28 protein-coding genes are annotated in these 17428 nt (G+C 47.8%); 5 read left to right on the forward strand and 23 right to left on the reverse strand.

What is annotated here, in order from left to right; all coding sequences use genetic code 11:
• Positions 1 to 64 precede the first annotated feature (64 nt).
• The 22 genes from JRJ22_RS15320 to JRJ22_RS15425 all read right to left on the reverse strand — a co-directional run bounded on the left by JRJ22_RS15320 (position 65) and on the right by JRJ22_RS15425 (position 13434).
• Positions 65 to 208, reverse strand: coding sequence for a hypothetical protein (locus JRJ22_RS15320; protein WP_206100373.1), 144 nt, complete (start codon positions 206 to 208; stop codon positions 65 to 67).
• Between the two features lie 4 nt (positions 209 to 212).
• Positions 213 to 902 (reverse strand): hypothetical protein, encoded by a 690-nt coding sequence (locus JRJ22_RS15325; protein WP_206100374.1) that lies wholly within the window; start codon positions 900 to 902, stop codon positions 213 to 215.
• Positions 903 to 1056: 154 nt separating this feature from the next.
• Complete coding sequence (locus tag JRJ22_RS15330) at positions 1057 to 1254, reverse strand: zinc-finger domain-containing protein (RefSeq protein WP_206100375.1); 198 nt, start codon at positions 1252 to 1254, stop codon at positions 1057 to 1059.
• A gap of 1 nt (position 1255) precedes the next feature.
• Positions 1256 to 1687: a DUF5348 domain-containing protein gene (locus JRJ22_RS15335; RefSeq protein WP_206100376.1), complete on the reverse strand. Its 432-nt coding sequence runs from the start codon at positions 1685 to 1687 to the stop codon at positions 1256 to 1258.
• A gap of 15 nt (positions 1688 to 1702) precedes the next feature.
• Positions 1703 to 2140, reverse strand: coding sequence for a hypothetical protein (locus JRJ22_RS15340; protein WP_206100377.1), 438 nt, complete (start codon positions 2138 to 2140; stop codon positions 1703 to 1705).
• A complete protein-coding gene (locus JRJ22_RS15345; RefSeq protein WP_206100378.1) occupies positions 2109 to 2327 on the reverse strand; it encodes an IDEAL domain-containing protein in 219 nt (72 codons plus the stop codon). Before JRJ22_RS15345 ends, JRJ22_RS15340 begins: the two co-directional genes overlap by 32 nt.
• 33 nt (positions 2328 to 2360) lie before the next feature.
• On the reverse strand, positions 2361 to 3386 hold the full coding sequence (locus JRJ22_RS15350) for a hypothetical protein (protein WP_206100379.1): 1026 nt from the start codon (positions 3384 to 3386) through the stop codon (positions 2361 to 2363).
• Between the two features lie 3 nt (positions 3387 to 3389).
• Entirely contained in the window at positions 3390 to 3923 is a 534-nt protein-coding gene (locus JRJ22_RS15355) for a crossover junction endodeoxyribonuclease RuvC (protein WP_206100380.1), read from the reverse strand.
• Positions 3924 to 4061: 138 nt separating this feature from the next.
• A complete protein-coding gene (locus tag JRJ22_RS15360; protein ID WP_206100381.1) occupies positions 4062 to 4247 on the reverse strand; it encodes a hypothetical protein in 186 nt (61 codons plus the stop codon).
• The gene (locus tag JRJ22_RS15365; RefSeq protein ID WP_206100382.1) at positions 4244 to 4405 is read right to left on the reverse strand and encodes a DUF6906 family protein; all 162 of its coding nucleotides are present in this window, start codon (positions 4403 to 4405) and stop codon (positions 4244 to 4246) included. Before JRJ22_RS15365 ends, JRJ22_RS15360 begins: the two co-directional genes overlap by 4 nt.
• 15 nt (positions 4406 to 4420) lie before the next feature.
• Positions 4421 to 5815 (reverse strand): replicative DNA helicase, encoded by a 1395-nt coding sequence (dnaB, locus tag JRJ22_RS15370; RefSeq protein WP_206100383.1) that lies wholly within the window; start codon positions 5813 to 5815, stop codon positions 4421 to 4423.
• Positions 5790 to 6128 (reverse strand): replicative helicase loader/inhibitor, encoded by a 339-nt coding sequence (locus tag JRJ22_RS15375; protein ID WP_206100384.1) that lies wholly within the window; start codon positions 6126 to 6128, stop codon positions 5790 to 5792. The genes dnaB and JRJ22_RS15375 overlap by 26 nt, the downstream gene beginning before the upstream one ends.
• Positions 6106 to 6990: a DeoR/GlpR family DNA-binding transcription regulator gene (locus JRJ22_RS15380; protein WP_206100385.1), complete on the reverse strand. Its 885-nt coding sequence runs from the start codon at positions 6988 to 6990 to the stop codon at positions 6106 to 6108. The genes JRJ22_RS15375 and JRJ22_RS15380 overlap by 23 nt, the downstream gene beginning before the upstream one ends.
• A 214-nt stretch (positions 6991 to 7204) precedes the next feature.
• Positions 7205 to 7912 carry an MBL fold metallo-hydrolase gene (locus tag JRJ22_RS15385; protein WP_206100386.1) on the reverse strand — a complete coding sequence of 236 codons (708 nt, stop codon included), beginning with the start codon at positions 7910 to 7912 and terminating at the stop codon, positions 7205 to 7207.
• A gap of 3 nt (positions 7913 to 7915) precedes the next feature.
• On the reverse strand, positions 7916 to 9004 hold the full coding sequence (locus tag JRJ22_RS15390) for a hypothetical protein (RefSeq protein WP_206100387.1): 1089 nt from the start codon (positions 9002 to 9004) through the stop codon (positions 7916 to 7918).
• Positions 9005 to 10993 (reverse strand): hypothetical protein, encoded by a 1989-nt coding sequence (locus JRJ22_RS15395; protein ID WP_206100388.1) that lies wholly within the window; start codon positions 10991 to 10993, stop codon positions 9005 to 9007.
• Positions 10990 to 11250 (reverse strand): hypothetical protein, encoded by a 261-nt coding sequence (locus JRJ22_RS15400; RefSeq protein WP_206100389.1) that lies wholly within the window; start codon positions 11248 to 11250, stop codon positions 10990 to 10992. The genes JRJ22_RS15395 and JRJ22_RS15400 overlap by 4 nt, the downstream gene beginning before the upstream one ends.
• A gap of 433 nt (positions 11251 to 11683) precedes the next feature.
• Positions 11684 to 11944 carry a hypothetical protein gene (locus JRJ22_RS15405; RefSeq protein ID WP_206100390.1) on the reverse strand — a complete coding sequence of 87 codons (261 nt, stop codon included), beginning with the start codon at positions 11942 to 11944 and terminating at the stop codon, positions 11684 to 11686.
• Positions 11941 to 12204 carry a hypothetical protein gene (locus tag JRJ22_RS15410; RefSeq protein WP_206100391.1) on the reverse strand — a complete coding sequence of 88 codons (264 nt, stop codon included), beginning with the start codon at positions 12202 to 12204 and terminating at the stop codon, positions 11941 to 11943. The genes JRJ22_RS15405 and JRJ22_RS15410 overlap by 4 nt, the downstream gene beginning before the upstream one ends.
• A gap of 9 nt (positions 12205 to 12213) precedes the next feature.
• Positions 12214 to 12582 (reverse strand): XRE family transcriptional regulator, encoded by a 369-nt coding sequence (locus JRJ22_RS15415; RefSeq protein ID WP_232380857.1) that lies wholly within the window; start codon positions 12580 to 12582, stop codon positions 12214 to 12216.
• A gap of 276 nt (positions 12583 to 12858) precedes the next feature.
• A complete protein-coding gene (locus JRJ22_RS15420) occupies positions 12859 to 13170 on the reverse strand; it encodes a hypothetical protein (RefSeq protein ID WP_206100393.1) in 312 nt (103 codons plus the stop codon).
• Between the two features lie 15 nt (positions 13171 to 13185).
• Positions 13186 to 13434, reverse strand: coding sequence for a helix-turn-helix domain-containing protein (locus JRJ22_RS15425; RefSeq protein ID WP_206100394.1), 249 nt, complete (start codon positions 13432 to 13434; stop codon positions 13186 to 13188).
• A 158-nt stretch (positions 13435 to 13592) separates the two neighbouring features.
• Between JRJ22_RS15425 and JRJ22_RS15430 the strand changes: the two genes are divergently transcribed.
• Together JRJ22_RS15430 and JRJ22_RS15435 are read left to right on the forward strand one after the other, a co-directional pair.
• Positions 13593 to 14000, forward strand: a complete 408-nt coding sequence (locus JRJ22_RS15430; protein WP_206100395.1) for a hypothetical protein — start codon at positions 13593 to 13595, stop codon at positions 13998 to 14000.
• A 203-nt stretch (positions 14001 to 14203) separates the two neighbouring features.
• Positions 14204 to 14449 carry a helix-turn-helix domain-containing protein gene (locus JRJ22_RS15435; RefSeq protein WP_206100396.1) on the forward strand — a complete coding sequence of 82 codons (246 nt, stop codon included), beginning with the start codon at positions 14204 to 14206 and terminating at the stop codon, positions 14447 to 14449.
• Positions 14450 to 14640: 191 nt separating this feature from the next.
• Here the strand turns inward: JRJ22_RS15435 and JRJ22_RS15440 are convergent, their stop codons facing one another.
• On the reverse strand, positions 14641 to 14973 hold the full coding sequence (locus JRJ22_RS15440) for a LytTR family transcriptional regulator DNA-binding domain-containing protein (protein ID WP_206100397.1): 333 nt from the start codon (positions 14971 to 14973) through the stop codon (positions 14641 to 14643).
• 99 nt (positions 14974 to 15072) lie between these two features.
• On the opposite strand from JRJ22_RS15440, the gene JRJ22_RS15445 reads away from it, so the two are divergent.
• The 3 genes from JRJ22_RS15445 to JRJ22_RS15455 are packed head-to-tail and all read left to right on the forward strand — an operon-like array spanning position 15073 to position 17346.
• A complete protein-coding gene (locus JRJ22_RS15445) occupies positions 15073 to 15510 on the forward strand; it encodes a hypothetical protein (protein ID WP_206100398.1) in 438 nt (145 codons plus the stop codon).
• A gap of 10 nt (positions 15511 to 15520) precedes the next feature.
• Positions 15521 to 16066 (forward strand): outer membrane protein assembly factor BamD, encoded by a 546-nt coding sequence (locus tag JRJ22_RS15450; RefSeq protein WP_206100399.1) that lies wholly within the window; start codon positions 15521 to 15523, stop codon positions 16064 to 16066.
• Positions 16067 to 16083: 17 nt separating this feature from the next.
• Positions 16084 to 17346, forward strand: coding sequence for a tyrosine-type recombinase/integrase (locus tag JRJ22_RS15455; protein ID WP_206100400.1), 1263 nt, complete (start codon positions 16084 to 16086; stop codon positions 17344 to 17346).
• Positions 17347 to 17428 lie beyond the last annotated feature (82 nt).

A 17428-nucleotide genomic window follows, 5' to 3' on the forward strand; every position in this document is an offset into this window, starting at 1 on the left:
CAGTGCTGAAGGATATCGTTTATCGCATGAACTGCCTGCAGTCTGGTCATCATCTCAGCCCCTCCTATATAAGCCAGCTGAGCAGCAGCCATAGTATAAACATCGATACGCTAAACCGGGCAAGCACCCGGGTTGGGCTCGGCAGCTCCTCTTGCCGCGCTGTCATGATCCGACCACTGTCGTCTCTGAAGCGAATGACTGTTTTCATGGGATCAGCCCTCCTTTGCCTTATTGGCTTCCTGCTCATTAAGCCAGTCGCAGTAACGTTGGCAGTCCGCTTTTTCTTTAAAAAATGTTCCATGCTGCTTCAATTTTTCAAATGACATTCCATCTTCATAGAGAGCATCCAAATGCGTACTGCTTCTATAAGAGCCGTAATCCTCATCATCGTGTTTACTTGGCATCACATCGTACCAAGCTTTCATTTTCTGTCCACCGCGCTCGATTTTGAATTCACAGCAGATTCTCTCCTCAGGGACATAAAGAATGCTATAAACTCTGCACTCACAATACTCTTGAGCGGGCTTACCAGAAGGAGTTGAATAGTGAATTTGACGGTTATCATCGCACTTATCACATTTAGATCCGAGTATTGATGTGCGTTTTGCTTGAAACAGAGTCACGCCGAACGATTCCAGAAGTGCGGATAGTCGTGTCCGCCGAGCTTCCGTCTGAGCCTCTTTCATCTTTAATTCAAGACCCCGCTCCTTCGCGCGATAATCCTCCTTGATCTGTGCGAAGTCACGTTTGATAACCTCCAGCTCTGCGTTTTCTTTCCGGAGCTTATCAAGCTCTGCTTTATGTTCATCCTTAATGGCATTCATTAGGGATTCCTTCAGAGCATCAATCTGTTCTTCGAATTCGCTCGGTTCCCGGTAAAATTCTTCATCATACCAACTCATCTTCGATACACCTTCCTCACCTTGTAATTGATCTTGCCGTATATCGACCGGCGGCGCCGGGATAGCTCAGCGGCAGCTTCCTGCCGCAGAACCGGGTGCGCGCCGGTGTCCCACACGATCATCCTTAACTGCTGGGGAGTCGCAGCGCGCCAGTTCATCCCTTCCGCCTCCCTTCCAACAGGCTGCCCAGCCGTTTGAGTTCCGCCCCGATCGGGCAAACCTTCGTGCAGTGCCTATCCACATAGAAGTGAATGTGGCCATGCTCCCGGATAATCTCAGCCCGCTGCATGCAGCCCTTGCAGTTGTCCTCTGAGATGCGACTGATCTGGTGCAGCGTGTCGATCCGGTTCATGTTAATCCCAAAGAGGCAACTGTTTGATTCGTACCCGCAGCCCGGACATCGGAGTATCAGGAATGTTTGTGATGTAGTAATCCTCACCGTTATGCTCGACACTGGAGTAAACCCAGATTTGATCGCCGTCAGAGTAAGAGTGAAGGAATTCAATCGATGATCCTGATGTGAAATAATCCCCGCTTGGCAGTTCATAGCGGCCAGAAGCATTTTTCCGGAGTGTCCCTTCTTCAATCACCGGAGCATTGACTTGCCGGAGCAACCGGCGGGCATCGTCCAGTTTGCTGCCGATCTTATTGTTCATTGACCGGAGATAATGTTCTTGAGGAGTGTCACCGTAAACGCCTTCGTTCTCAGCATCCTCCATCAGTTTCGCTACCCGCTTCAGCTCTGGCTCCAGCTTGATCAGAGCCATCTTGATCTTTTCCTTCATAAAAGCCCCTCCCATTTATATAATCCTCGCTTTACTCCAAAATCCCTTAGTGTCGGTGTTAGTTGCTTTATTACGGTTCATGAGGAACTCATAATGCCGTGGCCCGTACTTTTCCATTTGAGCATCCCGGTTCCCGATGATCGCCTTGACCAACCGGTCGAAATCATCTGGAGAGTAATAGTAACGCGGGTGCTCACCCTCCAGCTCCGCGAAGCTGTCATCAAGCGTCGTCAGCAGATTGAATCGATAGGATAAGTGCTTCTTGCCATTGTGATCGCTAATCCGGACGCTGTTTGCCACGCCGTAATCAAATTTTAGATAAACGCTGTTCGTAGTGTAAGCATCATACCGCTGTACCGTGATGCCCCGGGCTTTCACCGCCCTGGTGATCCGGTCGGCCAGTCTGCGGATGGATTCATCTTTAGGTTCCCGCCCCTGCTTTGACTTGCCCATGTCCCTGCACCGCCTTAAGTCCGGCCAGCTCAGCCGAGTATTGGTAGAATGCTTCTGCATCCCAGTTGTCCAGTGCCTGATCTATCAGTTGCTGCAGCTGCTCAATCCGGTATTTCAGGACGGCAGCCTCCCAAACCACTTCGATGTACTTATCCAGTGCCAGTGCATATAGTAAGAGGATTCGCATGCCAGCCTCCTTTGTAAGAGAAGAAGAAGCAGCTTACGCTGCTCCTCCTCCACCCTTCATTTTCTTTGCTGCCAGCTTGCGATAAGTGTTATACCGTGAAGAGAGCTGCCCGCTTCTCATACCGTTCTCAATAGCGATTTCCCTCCAGGTCTTATTTTCTCTCAAGCGCTTCTCCAGCAAGTCCGGGAACGGAACGGGCTGGCCATCGAACTCCACTTCGGCAAAGATCGGGCGGTCAGTAAGGATGAATTCGTCGAGTTGTTCCTTGTCTACGTCTTCTTCTCCAGCTTCTGGATCAGCCTCTCTCTGTCCATCGCCGCCCGCAGAATCTCCTGCAGGCTGGCTTCCCTCAGCTTCCCAATCCGGAGTAAACCCGTCCGCGTTGTCGCTATGTCCAGATTCGCCGCTTTCATGTTGACTTTCGGTGTCGCCTGCATCACCGGCGCTTCCATCTTCAGATGCTGTAGCCTGCTCTGCTGCTGCAGAAGGGGCTACCCCCTGTCTTTGCATCCACTCATGCCAAGCTGCTGCAGAAGGGGCTACACGCTTGCGGTATTCGTCAATCTTTTCAACGATCTTCCCGCTGCTGATCCCAAGCTCGGAAGCGAGCTTCATGTAGGTCTCACCGCCGGCCAGCCGCTTGGAGAAGGAAACGAAGTCATAATTCAAATCCTCGAATGTCGGTGCCAGGCCGCTTTGGATGAACTGCTCAATCACGGACAGATCAATTTCTGCCGGCTGCTGCTTGATCTCTACCTTTTCTGCGGGGAGACCCAGATCCATGGCAAGCTGCTCGCCTTCCGGCTTCACTTCCTGTACCACGCCCTTATCATCAACACGGAAGGTTCTGATAGGTTTGTTGGTCATGGCGTTAACGTCGACGTTGTAACGGACAATCTGTGAGTCAACAGCCACTTCGATTTTAGTATCGATCATCTCGGAAAGCAGATCGATCTTTCCGTCCAGAGCACCGTCAGAGATTTCAAGAACGATCTCCTTGACTCCCTTCGGCTTCAGATTGATCTTTTTCAGCAGTGCGTTGAAATTTGCGTAACTCATGGTCTAAGCAACTCCCTTGATATATTTTTGGTGGTAGGCCCAGCAGAGCGCCAAGGCATCAGAAGGGTCAAACAATCGCTGCTGCACATCGCCCTTCTTGTACTTTCCTTTAGGATCGCTCGTCTTGTAGAGAACGGGAACGGCGAGATCGTCATAATCCAGGTCGAACAACATCTGCATTTCGACAGCAACGGTTTCCTTGTCTGCATTACCTTTGCCGGTCTGCATCTTCAGCTCAGAAGGGCGAATCTCAGCAATCCGGATACCGAGATGCAAGGCAGCCAGTGTGACCATAGAAAATGCCCCGACCAGAGCCAGAACGCTGTTCGCATTCTTGAAATGCACCGGCCGCTCCAGGATGATGATTTCCGGCCGCTCCTGCTCGAGCATCCGGAAGGTGTCCTGATAGATGGCATCAAGCACATTCGGCATTTTGATGTTGCTGTAATCGCGCAGTCCGAACTCAATTGGCCTTCCGTTTTTCATCGTTGCCCATCCGGCGTAATTCGTGCCGTGGTCGATTCCCATGATCTTCATGACCCTTCCCTCCCTGCTGCCGCGGCGGTTTCAGCTCTGAATCCAGTACGAACACCAGCCCCGCGATCTTGCCGTTGTCATGCCAGACGGTGAAATAATTGGTTTGTTGAAAGAGTGGATCAACCAGCTTACGGGTTCTCATCCGGCTTCACCTCGCTTCCGATTCCCGATTGCGAGATCAAACTCCTCGATACCTTCATCGATCTGACGAGAGTCCAGTTCCGCGAACTTATCCAACAAGTCGTCCCTGCTCGGGGCTACTCCGGTGCTGAGGTACACATTCCGCATGTGATTGTACACATGCCAGTAATTCCAGGCGCTCATGATACGGCTCTCCGGATCGTCCGGGGCTTGCCGGAGTACCGGTTTATCAGTACTAATTCCTCACGAGTATCTCGCTCAACAAACCAGTTATCCATGATCAATCCATTTGCTTTAATTTCTTCCTTCTGCCGACGTGTCGGCCGCTTCCCCTGCTTCATTGCAATTCCCCTTTCTTAAGCCCATTTTCGTTTATCAACATCGTCCGGAGGAGCCGGAACACTACTATGTGCTCGCTCGTAGTTGACGAATTTGTTGTACTGCTTCAAGAACACAAGCTCAGCTGTTCCCAGTGGGCCATTCCGCTGTTTCGCAATAATGATCTCGATGATGTTTTTCTTCTCAGTTTGCTGGTCGTAGTAGTCATCCCGGTACAGGAAGGCTACGATGTCAGCATCCTGTTCGATAGAGCCGGATTCTCGCAGGTCTGAAAGCATCGGCCGTTTATCCTGCCGCTGCTCTACACCGCGGCTGAGCTGGGAGAGTGCGACCACCGGGACATCCAGCTCCCGGGCGATCTGCTTAAGGGTCCGTGAAATCTCGGATACTTCCTGCTGCCTGTTCTCATTGCGCTTGCCAGCTCCGGATATCAGCTGCAGGTAATCAATCAGGATCAATCCAAGGCCCTGCTGTTTTTTCAGCCTGCGGCATTTATTCCGGATCTCATGAACCGTCAGCGACGGCGAGTCGTCGATAAAGATATTGCTGTTCCCCAGAATACCAATCGCATCAGCACCTTTCCGCCAATCTTCTTCAGCAAAGTCCGCTGTCCGCATATGATTCGCGTCCAGATTCGCTTCAGCACATATCATCCGTTGCACAAGCTGCGGCGCTGACATTTCAAGACTGAAGATTGCTACAGTCTCCTTCGCCCGAACCGCTACATTTTGAGCGACATTCAAGGCGAATGCTGTTTTGCCAACGGAAGGGCGAGCTGCCACGATGATCAGGTCACTTCTCTGGAACCCGGCGGTCAAAAGATCAAGATCAACGAATCCCGAAGGGATACCGCTGACACCATTCTCAGCCTTGTTTACGGCTCGATGCTCCATATCCTCGTAAACCTGGACAGCTACTTCACCGATCCGTTTGAACTCCTGCTTCGGTGCAGCCTGGTCGGATAAGCGTGAGGCATTGACCTGAGCGGATGCCAGAACCTGAGCCGGATCCTCACTCTCAGAAGCCATCTGCGCTTGTTCAAGGCCCGTTCGAATCAATTCTCGAAGCAGATGTTTCTCCTTCAGAATCCCGATATAATAGGCCACGTTGGCCGCAGTCGGAACGCTGCGAGCGATCTTCGATAAGTAGCTGACACCGCCGATATTCTCGAGCTGGCCATTATCCTGAATCCTGGAAGTCAGGGTAACCAAGTCGATCGGCTGGCCTTCCTCAGTGATTTGCTCGATGGCTTCGAAGATGAACCGATGCTCCGGGTTATAAAAAGCATCAACCGGCAGCTCCAGCATTGCCTCCAGTGCATCGCCTTCCTTGTCGATCAATACCGCCCCCAGGACAGCAGCTTCAGCTTCCGGGTTCTGCGGCATTTTAATGCTGGATATTAAGCCTTGCATAAAGCGCCTCCTTCATACCTGGAGGCGGCGGAACTGCCTTTGATCGGGCATCTGCCATTTTGTGCACCAGATCTTCAGTTTGCCGGCGCATTCGCTCGCGCTCCAACTGCTCCCCCAATCGGCCCCGGATCTGCGATATCTTTGGCGGGAAGTCACTGGTCATGATGTGCTGGCGAATATTGGACACCGCGACATCATAGGGAATGTCCTTAAGCATATCCAGGTCTTCCTCCACCGCCTGCAGGCTGGCGTCAAAGTTGCTATAGCGCTTCTTGATTGTCTTATACAGCTTAGCGACTTCCAGCTTGTTCACGGGCTTCCTCCTCTCTGATCCAGCGGTCCAGATCATCAATCTCTTGCTGCTGCTTCGTTATGCGCTGCGGGCTAGGACTCCCAATGGCGACAGGTACGTGCGGCACCGCAACTGTTATGGGCTCTTCCTGCTGCAACTTCGTCCACTCGTCATAGCAGCGAGGGACGCAGTAAGTAATGCTCCGAATCTCATCACGCTTATGCTTCGGCTTGTAGCTATCAAAGGATTCGTCTACTACTCGGTTGACAAGGTCAACCGGCAGGCCATCGACAACCATCTGCCTGATCTCACTGAAGTCTGAAGGGGAAACACTGAACCCCTTACCTCGTCTCTGGCAGAAGTGTTTTTCGATTTGAGAGACTTGGTTCAAAATGTGTTCTTCGTCAGAAGCAGAAGAAGAAGCATTATATATCTCTGTAATATCTTTATTAGATCGGCAGTTTTCTGCCGCGAGATCGGCAATATTCTGCCGATCACTACTATCCAGAGTGGCAATATTCTGCCGATCTCCTTCAAGTGATTGGAAGTTTTCTGCCGATCTGTTTTGATATTTTTTAGAGTTTCTAACACTGAAAATAAGGCCATATGGTGCTCTTGTGACTCGGATGTAACCATGATCTTCAAGTGTCTTTATCCAAGAGCGGATGGTACGATTACTGACTTCAAAGGTCTCTTCAAGCTCATTGATTCGGATAGGCTTATTCCCAAGGACGATGCCCCAGACAGTTCCGTCTTTTTCCTTCTCCGCTGTCGTGGAGCTTATACACCACAGGAAAAGCCATATCGCTGTGCCTATTTGTTTGTAATGTCGCGGCTCCAAAAGCCCTGAGTATGTTGGAAAAGGGTAACTGCCTTCGGGCATTAAATCATCCCCTAAGAATCTTCATTTCTGTTTTTATCTCTATAGTCCTGAATATAAATGTGCGGGTACTTCGCCCGGACCACTGTAAAGCCAGGGTGACCGCGAGCAAAGTGTGCTTTGACTGCCTCCTTGAAAGCGTCCGGATTGGAGGATCGCAATTGCCATACATGCTCTGCAATCATGCTCTTCCAAATCCGCTCTCCCAGCGGCCCGTTCATCGATCTGCTACCCGCACTAGGGCGCCGGTGGTCTCCTGTATCTCCTGCTTAAAGCGCTCAGCGTCGCTGTTGCCGTCAGATAAATGCAGCAGCCAGATCTCCTCGACATTCCGGGTATCATTGGCTTTCAACATTTCCTTCACGTTCTCCAGAGAGAAGTGTGAGCGCATCAACCGCTTCTTCTGTGCTGGGTGCAAGTGGCCAGCAGCCACACGCTCATTAACGATATCCCGGGAGTAATTGCACTCCACCATGATGTGAGTCAGGCCGCTGAAGCGATGACGGCAGTAGTAGGTGTCTGTAAGAAAGACCAGCTTATCTCCCGCTGTATTCGCCAGCAGGAAGCCCAGCGGCTCCTCTACATCGTGCTGAATATCGAAGGGCAGAATCGTCCAGGTACCAATCGTGAACTGCTCCAACGCTTTGATCACCTTCAAGCGATGGCCTGACAGCCCTCTGGCAGCCGCAGTCCCTGCACTGGTGTAAATGTTGATGCCTGCTCTCATAATGTCAGGAGCAGCCTTGCTATGATCCAGATGCTCGTGTGTGATGAGGCATCCGGCAATGTCCGACATCCCGAAGTTAAGTGCCCGCTGGATCGACTTATAAGGAAAACCGGCTTCCAGCAGGAGCGCGGTGAGACCGTCCGATATTCGGTAGGCATTACCGGCGCTGCTGGAGCCGAGGCATTGGATGTCGATCATGGGCTAAAAGAGTACTTCATCGTTCGATTCAATCTGAGGGTCATCACCAGAAATATCTTCATCCCCCGGTGGAGACTTAGATTCTGATGTACTAGTGTACGTCTCCTCTTTTAATGGCTGAGTTGCAGTTGAATCAGGAATATCAATAAGCTCGGTATTGGCGTTCTCATTGATCTCCCGGCGAACCTCTGCATAATCTGGATCAATGACATCATCGTGCAGCATCTCGACAAACGCACTTCCGAAGTCTTTAGGGATTTTCTTGACGATGTTATTCCGCATCTTACGGATCAGCATGGATTCACGGCTTTGGTACTCACTCCATGCCGGGCTGATATATTGCTGCAGGTCTGGTTCATCTAAAGCACCGAGCCCCAACTCCTTGGCTCGTTTAAGTACCTCAGATTTCTTCACTGCGATCTGTTTCTTCTGATCCGTAGTAGCTTTGAAACGGTCCTGACATACGCCGAAAGTCTCATTCATCATATTGTTGTTCATATGAGCGATCAGGTTTTTTACAACGTCAGCACGCTCGGAGATGTAATAATGCAGAGTCTTGTCGGTATGAAGGATTGGATATACAATTCGGATAACTTCACCTTGTCCTGTAGGAGACCACTCTGGCGGCTCATATTCGACACCGCGGAATTTCGGATAAACGAACTGATCGTGTTCCCGGACAAGCCAGTAAGGGTAAACCTTCGATACATTCCGCCCAAAGTTGGCAAGGATAGCATCGTTACCATCACCCTCAATACCCATTTCGATTTGCTTTTTCCATATATCTTTATCTCCGACCTTGATTTTGACATTCCGGAGTTGAAAGAACACTTCCTTGGGACTGGCTGATGCATTCAGCTTTAAGGATGCTACTCGCAGCAGAATTTCAGTGATGTTATTTCGATCAAGCTGTTCGTCACTCCAGGTTATCCCTTTGCCATCAAGCACAGTGTTAATAGCGGAAATCGCATTGATCACACATTGTTTCGAATACTGATCCATGTTGACACCATTATTCATGAGCTGGCTTTCAATCATAGGAGCAAAGGTGTTCGTTATCTTCGCCAATCCTGTTTGGAACGGTTCGCCCATTTAAATCGCCTCCTGTATAGCTGCCGTCTCAATCCGCAGCTTCTTGTCTTTCTCACTAACAACCAGCCGGATCACCTGAGCATCCGTTCCGATCAACTTCGTCACGGCTTCTGCGTTGTCCACGAAGATCGGAGCAGAGAATCCATAATGCTCGCCCAGAGTATTGATAATGTCCAGGCCAACATTAATGCGGGCTGCGTTGTTCAGGCCACCGTCATACGGAACGCCCTTATACAGCGTGTCGCAGACCTCCTTGATTCCGCCGTTAATCTGATCTTCGAAAAGCCGGAACCGGGCAAGCTTGAATTTGCTGTTGATCTTAGCGTCCAGCATGCTGACCTTGGTTTTGGTGAACTCTTCGCAGAGGAACAGCTCATGCTGCAGGCGCTCATATTCAGCAGCAAGCTCCCGCTCTTGATCCTCCAGCTCTTTCACACGCTGCTGCGCGCGACGGACACCTTCAAACTTAGCAAGATCCCGCTCCATCTCTTCGATCTCTGAACGCAGCCGGCGAATGTCTGCCCGAGCTGCTGCAGCCGAATCATCTGATGAGGCTTTGAGAACTCTGATCTGCTGCTGTACTGTCGCTGCTTCAGCTTGCTTACTGGCGTAATTCGGATCAGCAGCAGGATCTTTCACGCCTGCTCGCAGGTCGGTCAGCTCATCCTCGGCAGCCGTCAACTCCGATTGAAGTAGTGTCAGAGCGCTTTTCAAATTCTCAATTTCTTCGTGGAAGCGAATATTCTCATGCTCATATTGCTGAGCAGCAGCCACAGCAGCTTTTCCAGAAGCATTGATGCGTTCCTTCTGCTCAGCCAGCCTGCGGTTAAAGTCAGCCTCCGCTTTATCATGAGCTGCCTTTACCTGATCCTCTGGCAGAGACTGCCCGCAGGCCGAGCAGTGAGCATCATGCTCACCTGCAGGCTCAAAAGTTAAGCTCTTCAATTCAGCAAACTCTGCCCGCAGCCGATCTGCTTCCTGCCGGCGCCCTGCCGCCTGCCGCTCATTCTGCTGGATGCGCTGTTGCTTATCCTCGATATCCCGGCGGTATCGGTTAATTTCAATGTGCATCTGGTTGACGGCATCCCGCTTAAGGGCGACTTTGTCCAGCACATCTGATTGCAGTTGGCCTTTTATGGAGATGAGCTCGCCTTCAATCTCGCGGAGCCGCTTCTCTTTCACAGCCACTTCACCGCCGGAGAGGATACGAGTAAGCTCCGCTTCTCCTGCCTCTACCCTGTTGCGCAGGATGGCGATGTCTTCCTTAAGCAGCTCTTCATCCAGTTCGGCAATGTCCGGCATCTGGCGCTGAACCTCACTGATCCGGACCGGCAACTCCTTGATCTCCTTGTTAATCACGGTGCAACGCGAGGTTATGACCTTTTTATGAGAGTCAAGGTCCCGCCCACCGAGAATGCCCGGCAGTGGAGCCAGCTCCTTATTGCCATGGATTACCTCAGCGTCCGTCAGGTCGCCGCACACTTCCAGTAGTACCTTGCGGCGGTCCTCTTTCTTAAGGACTTCATTGAAGTAAGAAGGGCTGGTCAAGAGCTTGAACAGTTCCTCTTTAATGACCGAATCCACCTCAGCGGTGTACTCTCCCTTTTTCACGGGAACACCGTCGAGGAAGTAAGTCGTCTCATGACCTTCGAATGCATCCGTCGCGGACCCGCGCTTCTTCGTCCATTTCTCCGAATAGACCCGGCGGAAGGAGCGGCGACGGCCGTCAATCAGGAAGACTCCTTCGACCTCATGCTCCAGTTTGTGCTGCAGCACCTTACCGGTACTGTCCAAGCCTTTGATTTCGAAGTCAGCCTTGTTCTGGCTGTCCTTACCGAACAGGAGCCAGACAAATCCATCGAACACAGTTGTCTTGCCGGTGGCATTGTCACCTAAGACATCAGCGTCCCCGCCGTTGACGGCGAGGACAAGTTCTTTAACACCTTTGAAATTACGGAGCGTCAGGCGCTCCAGAACGATACGCTTCAAGCGATCTCCCCCTCGATTGCCGCCCTGCACTCATCATGCAGGAGCGACTGCTGATCTGGTGTTTCGGGATAACGGATGCCGTCCAGGTAAGTGCGGATGGCATATTCAACTTCAGCCAGTTGGTCCGGATCGGCATGCAGCTGAAAGGTACCGGTCTGCTGCCGGATAGAAAGAACCGACGGTGAGTAATGCGTTGGAGGCACAATTTCAACCTCGATGCGCTGCCCACTGATGTGAGCAGAAAAAGCTGTTGACATTTCCATTCCCTCCCTCTTGTGTGGTTTGGCCTTCATCGTGTAAGATAAAGGCAAGTGATTAAGATTTATTGCTATTTAGTTTTCAAAGAGCGAGCGTCCCGGTGCAACGGGGCGCTTTTTTATTTCTCAAGGTGGGCAAGGATTTGCACCTTGCATGGTATACCGTGCTCTTAGCGCCGTCCCACTTAGGGAATCGACCTTTATGGGAATCAACGAGAAAACTTTTCCCCACTACCTTCTAACCAACGAATTTGGTATCCGTGGATGCCTCGTTTCGGAGTTGTTATTGCATACCTATTCCCTCTCCGTGAGACGTTAGCGTCTACCTATTCCGCCACCACCTTGGATGCGTCAGCCGCATCTCCAAACGCCAACCCGGAGGAAAGGTTATTTCTAAGGGTCGACGCTTGGAGACAGGGGCCGAAGCCGCTGCTTACTCAAGTCTTGTTACTTCCTTCATGATCGCGTCCCGGATGTCTACCGGCAGAAGATCAATCACTTCAACCAGTTGATCCCACTTTGCAGTAGCAAGCTGTTTGATCCGGTCCTGCTGCAGAATGAAAGCCTGGGTGTATTCCTTAATGGCCGCCCGGATCTTCTGGACCCGATCGAGGGCCGACCAATATTCCTGCCTGCGTTTTAAGTACAGTTCCGCAATCGCTACGGCGAAATCAGCCTTATCCTGCGCCGTCATACCGCCTCACCCTTGCTTTCAATGAATTTCAAAGGTACAATGGGCATAACGAGTCGCTTTAATGGAGTGCTCAAACCGGTCCGCCCTGCCAGGCGGGCTTTTTCTTTTTCATTGATAATTGCCATCGATAATTCCCGCATTTCATTTACCAAGAACCAATCCCATGTTCCATCTGGCTGCTGTGTCTTTGAAAGTTCTTGGTGAATGTTCCTCAACTCGCACAACCGCGTCCGTGCTGCTCGTAATGCATCGAATTCCATTTCAAACCCTCATTTCATGTATTGTTTTGCTTTCAGATCCGCTCTGTGTTCTTTCCAAGTCGCCAGCCAACTGAAGCAGTATTCCTTACAGAGCACTGCGGCCAGATGAGTCAGCGCTGTAATTGCCTCTACCGTCTCCATCAGCAATCGTTTAATTTGCTTACGTTCCGACTCGTTTAGCTGTTTATTCGTCTTACTGATTGGGGCGTCGCTTGAAGCTTCAAGCACTTCCTGAACTTCCTCCATCGTCTTGAACAGTACACTGGCCCGATGCAGGTCCACATTGTCCAGCCATGGAGCAGAAGCACCACCGGTGACTTCCGCCGCCGCTGCTAGATAGAGTTGACCGTCATCGTAATGTTCAGCTGCTGCTCTCATAACTGGTTTGGATGCTTTTCGAGATCCTCTTGCAATCTTTCCTATCAAGGAGGCATCAGCATGAACGATTAGTCCTGCCGTTTCCCTCGTATCTCCCGACCGCTTCAACACTTGTTCCAATGCTGGTCCAAATTGTCCGATTGCCAACTTATAATCCTCTCCTTTGTCCGTTTTTGCGGGTTATATCGGACAGAGGCCTGATGTATGATTGACTTAAGCAATTCCCCTTCCCGCTTTCCCTTCCCGCCGCTGCCGGTACAGCTCGGCGGGCTTGTTCTATCCAGTAGCATGCTTGCGTCGTCTTGCTTTAAACTCTTTACCAGCATTTTTCTGGACCCATTCAGTGTTTTCGTCGATCCAGCGAAGTAACAAGCCTGTCGGTATACGAGGATTTCCAAACTCTCGATTAACCGGAAAACCAGGTCTCTTCATAACCTCTGTGGCTGTTGGTCTGCTGATCTTTAGGAGTTCCATGAATTCTACAGTAGTAAGAGCCGGTGGTAATGAGCTCGGAACTTGAACGGCATAAGCTTCTATTGCACGGGATACGACTTTATCAAGTAGGCGCTCCAGATCAGCTTCTTCCATGACTATAAGGGACATTTAGATCACCTCTTTTTTATCGTTGTTTGTAGACAACGTTTTTTGCAAAAAAATATACTCTTCGATGTTCAAATCCTTTTCCTTACATAATTGATACAACCCGTTGAACAACTTACCTCCGCCGTTTTTGCTCTTTTTCAGTACTCTGAAGAGGTAAGAGTAGTCCACCCCTAAACGATTAGCAAGTTCAGGTATGCTCCAACCTTCTTTTTGAGCAAGTTCCATTAGTTTATCTGCATTTACTTTCACTTGTTTCACCGCCTTCCGTTGTCTACTGACAACATCAATATACCATGTCTACAGACAATGGTCAAGAGGTTTTATTGTTTTTAAACAATACTTTTTTCCTTGTTTTATTGCCTATAAACAACGCCAAAGTTATTATTAATTGAGAAGAGGTGGTGAAGATGATTTTTGATAAGAAGAGGTTTTCTGAATTGCTGAACAAGGCAAAAGGCGATAGATCAATCAATAATTTTGGAAGGATTTCGCAAGTAGATCCAGGGTATATTTCTCGATTGTTGCGCTGTCAAAATGATACTCCGCCTAGTGCAGCAATAATTAGTAAGTTAGGAAGTAAGGCTCACAATAATGTCTCAGATATTGATCTAATGATCGCAGCTGGATATATAGAGGATGGGAATGATGTGAACCATATCGGAGATAAATTAGAGGAGTCCGCTCTTTCAAAAGAACGAACAGAATATGTATTAAGGGAGTTAGTTAATAAGTACAATATTGATTTAACTGACCCCCGCACTGTTGAAACCTTAGAGGATCTGATTAAGATCGTTCATCGTAAGACTCAAGAATGATTTTCTCCACTAATTTTTCTTCAATAAATAGAACGATTTCTTCTGGAGATTGAATTGAAAGTTCATTAACCAAAGATATCCTGTCCAAAATATCTTGATCCATATTACCACCGCCCAGTTAGGAAGGATTTTAATTCATATTAACATAAGAACAATCGTTCGTAAACGATCCATAAAAATGGTATATTAGAGGTGGCAGTGCGATGGAACTTGTTCCTGTGCGCTGTCGCATTCCCGAGTTGCTTGTCAGGCTGGATAAAAGGCTACCAAGTACAAGTCAAATTAAGATCAATCAACAGTGGCTGGCGGATAAGATTGGTATAAGTAAACAGCAGATGTCTGATTACATCAATCTTCGAACTGGAATTATGAGCATTCAGCGAGCTGCGTTGATTGCTTATCATCTCGACTGTCAAATCGACGATCTGTTTGAATGGGAATGGCGATAGCTGAGTGGCGATGCCGCTCTTAAGGAACAAGTACAGATATATAAGTACCCAAATAATTCACTTGATCACCTCACAATCATGTAATCCTCTTGCTGTGATACATAGTCTAGCAGATTAAATAGGAAAACGCTGTCGAAAAAAGACGAACGAAAGCACCCCCTAAAACCCAATGAAGGGGTTGACTTTAGCTACTAAATTTGCTTCATAACATACAATTTCGTTCCATCTTTAAAGGTTATGATCGATCCATTATTTTCTACTGAAATGATAATCTCAATTTTTGATTCTTGAACCAACGCTGTTCTTCCAATGAGAATGAAACCTTGATCCTTATATGCTTCAGCTGCTTCAGCCAAAATATCAAGGTCCTGATAAGAACCTTCACTGGTGTGGTAAGCAAGCGTAGAATGTGAATTCCCCGTACGCTGCCACTTATCTATATAGTTCACATCTTTAAGGTCAACGTCCCTGCACTCAAATTTATCCTTCTTATCGCCCTGAAGCCTCTTCATTCGTCTTATCATTAGTATCTCCTCTGCCGAATTCTGGATGGGTTTAGATTATTTTACGACAAAGTTCTACATACAGCATTACATAAAATATTACATTCATGAGGTGAGTGATTGAACAACGAGCAATTTTCATCAGAGGATTATGACTTTGGTGAAGAGTACCTGGTGAGGAAAGCTGAAGAAGTGCTTCAAGATCCCTGTGATCTTCATTTTATGTACGAGAGTTTGATCATCTTCTATAACAATTACTTGGATTATCAGAGTGACGCTGCGGACAAACTCGTAATGGTCTGCAGACTGGATATTGAGTATTATTTTCGCTTTATTGATGCCTGGAAGGTCCGCTATCGTAACGAGAGACTTCCTATCGATCCGCTATCATTTAAAACTCTTTGGCGTTTTTACTATGACAGAGAGCTTCTCTATGAGGCCATTGATATTTGTTATGCAGCAATTGAATATGAGATCAGAGATTACACTATAGGAGGATATACTGAACGATTGGCGAGGATGGAGAAGCGATTGGAAGAGTATTTAAAAAATTCTTAAGAGGTGTGTAATGAGGAAATTTATCATGGTATTGTCCATCATGTTGCTCTTGGCTGGCTGCGGCCCTTCCAAAGCAGATCAAGCAGCTGAACTAAGCACGCAAGCCGAACAGCATTACAAAGATGGTGACTTGCAGAGTGCCAAAGCTGTATATGAAAAATCATTGGAGATTAAAGAGGATGCGGAGATCCGCCAGAAGCTTACACTTACTGAAAGTGAAATCACAGCTTTGGCAACTGTTAGGCAATACCTGAGTGATCTGTCTGCTGCAAACCAGGAATTGAAGCAAAACATCGATCCTACCGCCTTATATGAGACATCCGTCAAGATTGATTCAATCCTGAATGAGCTCACTGAAGTTCCAGTTCCGGATTATTCAAGCATAACTGTCTATTTGGACCGGATTAAAGAAGACAACAACTTCTTCCTTCTTAAATCAGATGTCGAATTGTTTACGCTCAGTGCTCAATCAGGGATTGAGGTGGATGCTGTGAAATTGAACAAATCAGTTCAGAAGTTTCTGGATGAGTATTCGACGATCAGCAATTATAAATAATTAAAGGAGGTCCCAAATTGACCACTGAGAAAAAACGATCATCCGTCCCCGTCCCCAAGAAAATACCCGCCAATAACAAACAGGGATACAAATGGCGTCTTGTCATTGAGGGACCACCTAATCCCATCACAGGTGAAAGAAAACAAATCCCACGAGTCCGTGATACGCAGAAAGAAGTTATAGCAGCCTGTCAGGACGAATATAAGCGGCTAGAAGCCGGTTTTGACAGTAAGAGAGCTAAGACCCTCACTTTCGAACAGGCTGGCTTAGAATGGATTAAGACGTACTCTAAGCTAGGGAAGAAAGGCAAGACTGTCGAAACTCGCGAAGAAGATTTTAAAACGATGTGTTTGTATATGGGAAAGGTTCTTGTGGCCTCGTTCAAACACAACCAATATCAAAAGATTATTAACAAACTTGATGACGATGGATATTCCCTTAACACTATTAAGAAATATCACACTACAACAAACTTAATTTTTAAGTGGGTTATAAAGGAAGAAATACGAGATGATAACCCTTGTATTGGCATTTCCTACCCTAAAAAACAGTTGACTGTAGAGGAAATTAAGGATAATGAGATCTATGAGAAATATCTTGACCGGAATGAACTTTATGACTTTTTGGATGTATTAGAGGATTATGGCACAGGTGATGACCTGGAGGCTTTTTATTTTTTGCTATTTAGTGGAACTCGTCCTGGAGAGCTATGCGCCCTGGAATGGCCTGACATTAACTCGGAGACTTTCGAATGTCATATCTATAAAACGATTTTCTTTCCTCGAGGTCAAAAAGGACGATATGAATTAACACCACCTAAGACAAAGAAATCTATCCGTAAATTTCTTTTAGATGAATTTATTATTAATATGTTAAAGAAACTTAAGATCAGACAGGAAGAAAGATATAATAGATATAAAGAGCTTAATGATGATTTTGTGGAAACCCAGTTTATATTTACGAATACTAATGGAACCCCATATCGTCCTAATACGCTCGTCAGATATATGGAACGGTTATTGAAACTAACAGATATCAAAAAGCATGCAACCCCTCATATCTTCCGTCATACCCATATTACAATGTTAATTGAAGCAAGCTTGGAATCCGGCTCTCAAATTGACTTGAAAACAATTATGGATCGCGTTGGTCATGATGATTCAAAAACCACCTTAGGGATATACACTCATGTCACAGAACGTATGAAGCAACAAAATTCTGAAATCGCGAAATTCCACTTTGAAAACATCCTAAACAGGAGAAATAATCCGACGTTGTGATTTTTTTGTGATTTATAGTTTGAACATTCGCTATAAAACCCTTATAACCATTGGTGTTATAAGGGTTTTATAAGTTGACGGT

This window comes from Paenibacillus tianjinensis (assembly GCF_017086365.1).
Classification (GTDB): domain Bacteria; phylum Bacillota; class Bacilli; order Paenibacillales; family Paenibacillaceae; genus Paenibacillus_AQ; species Paenibacillus_AQ tianjinensis.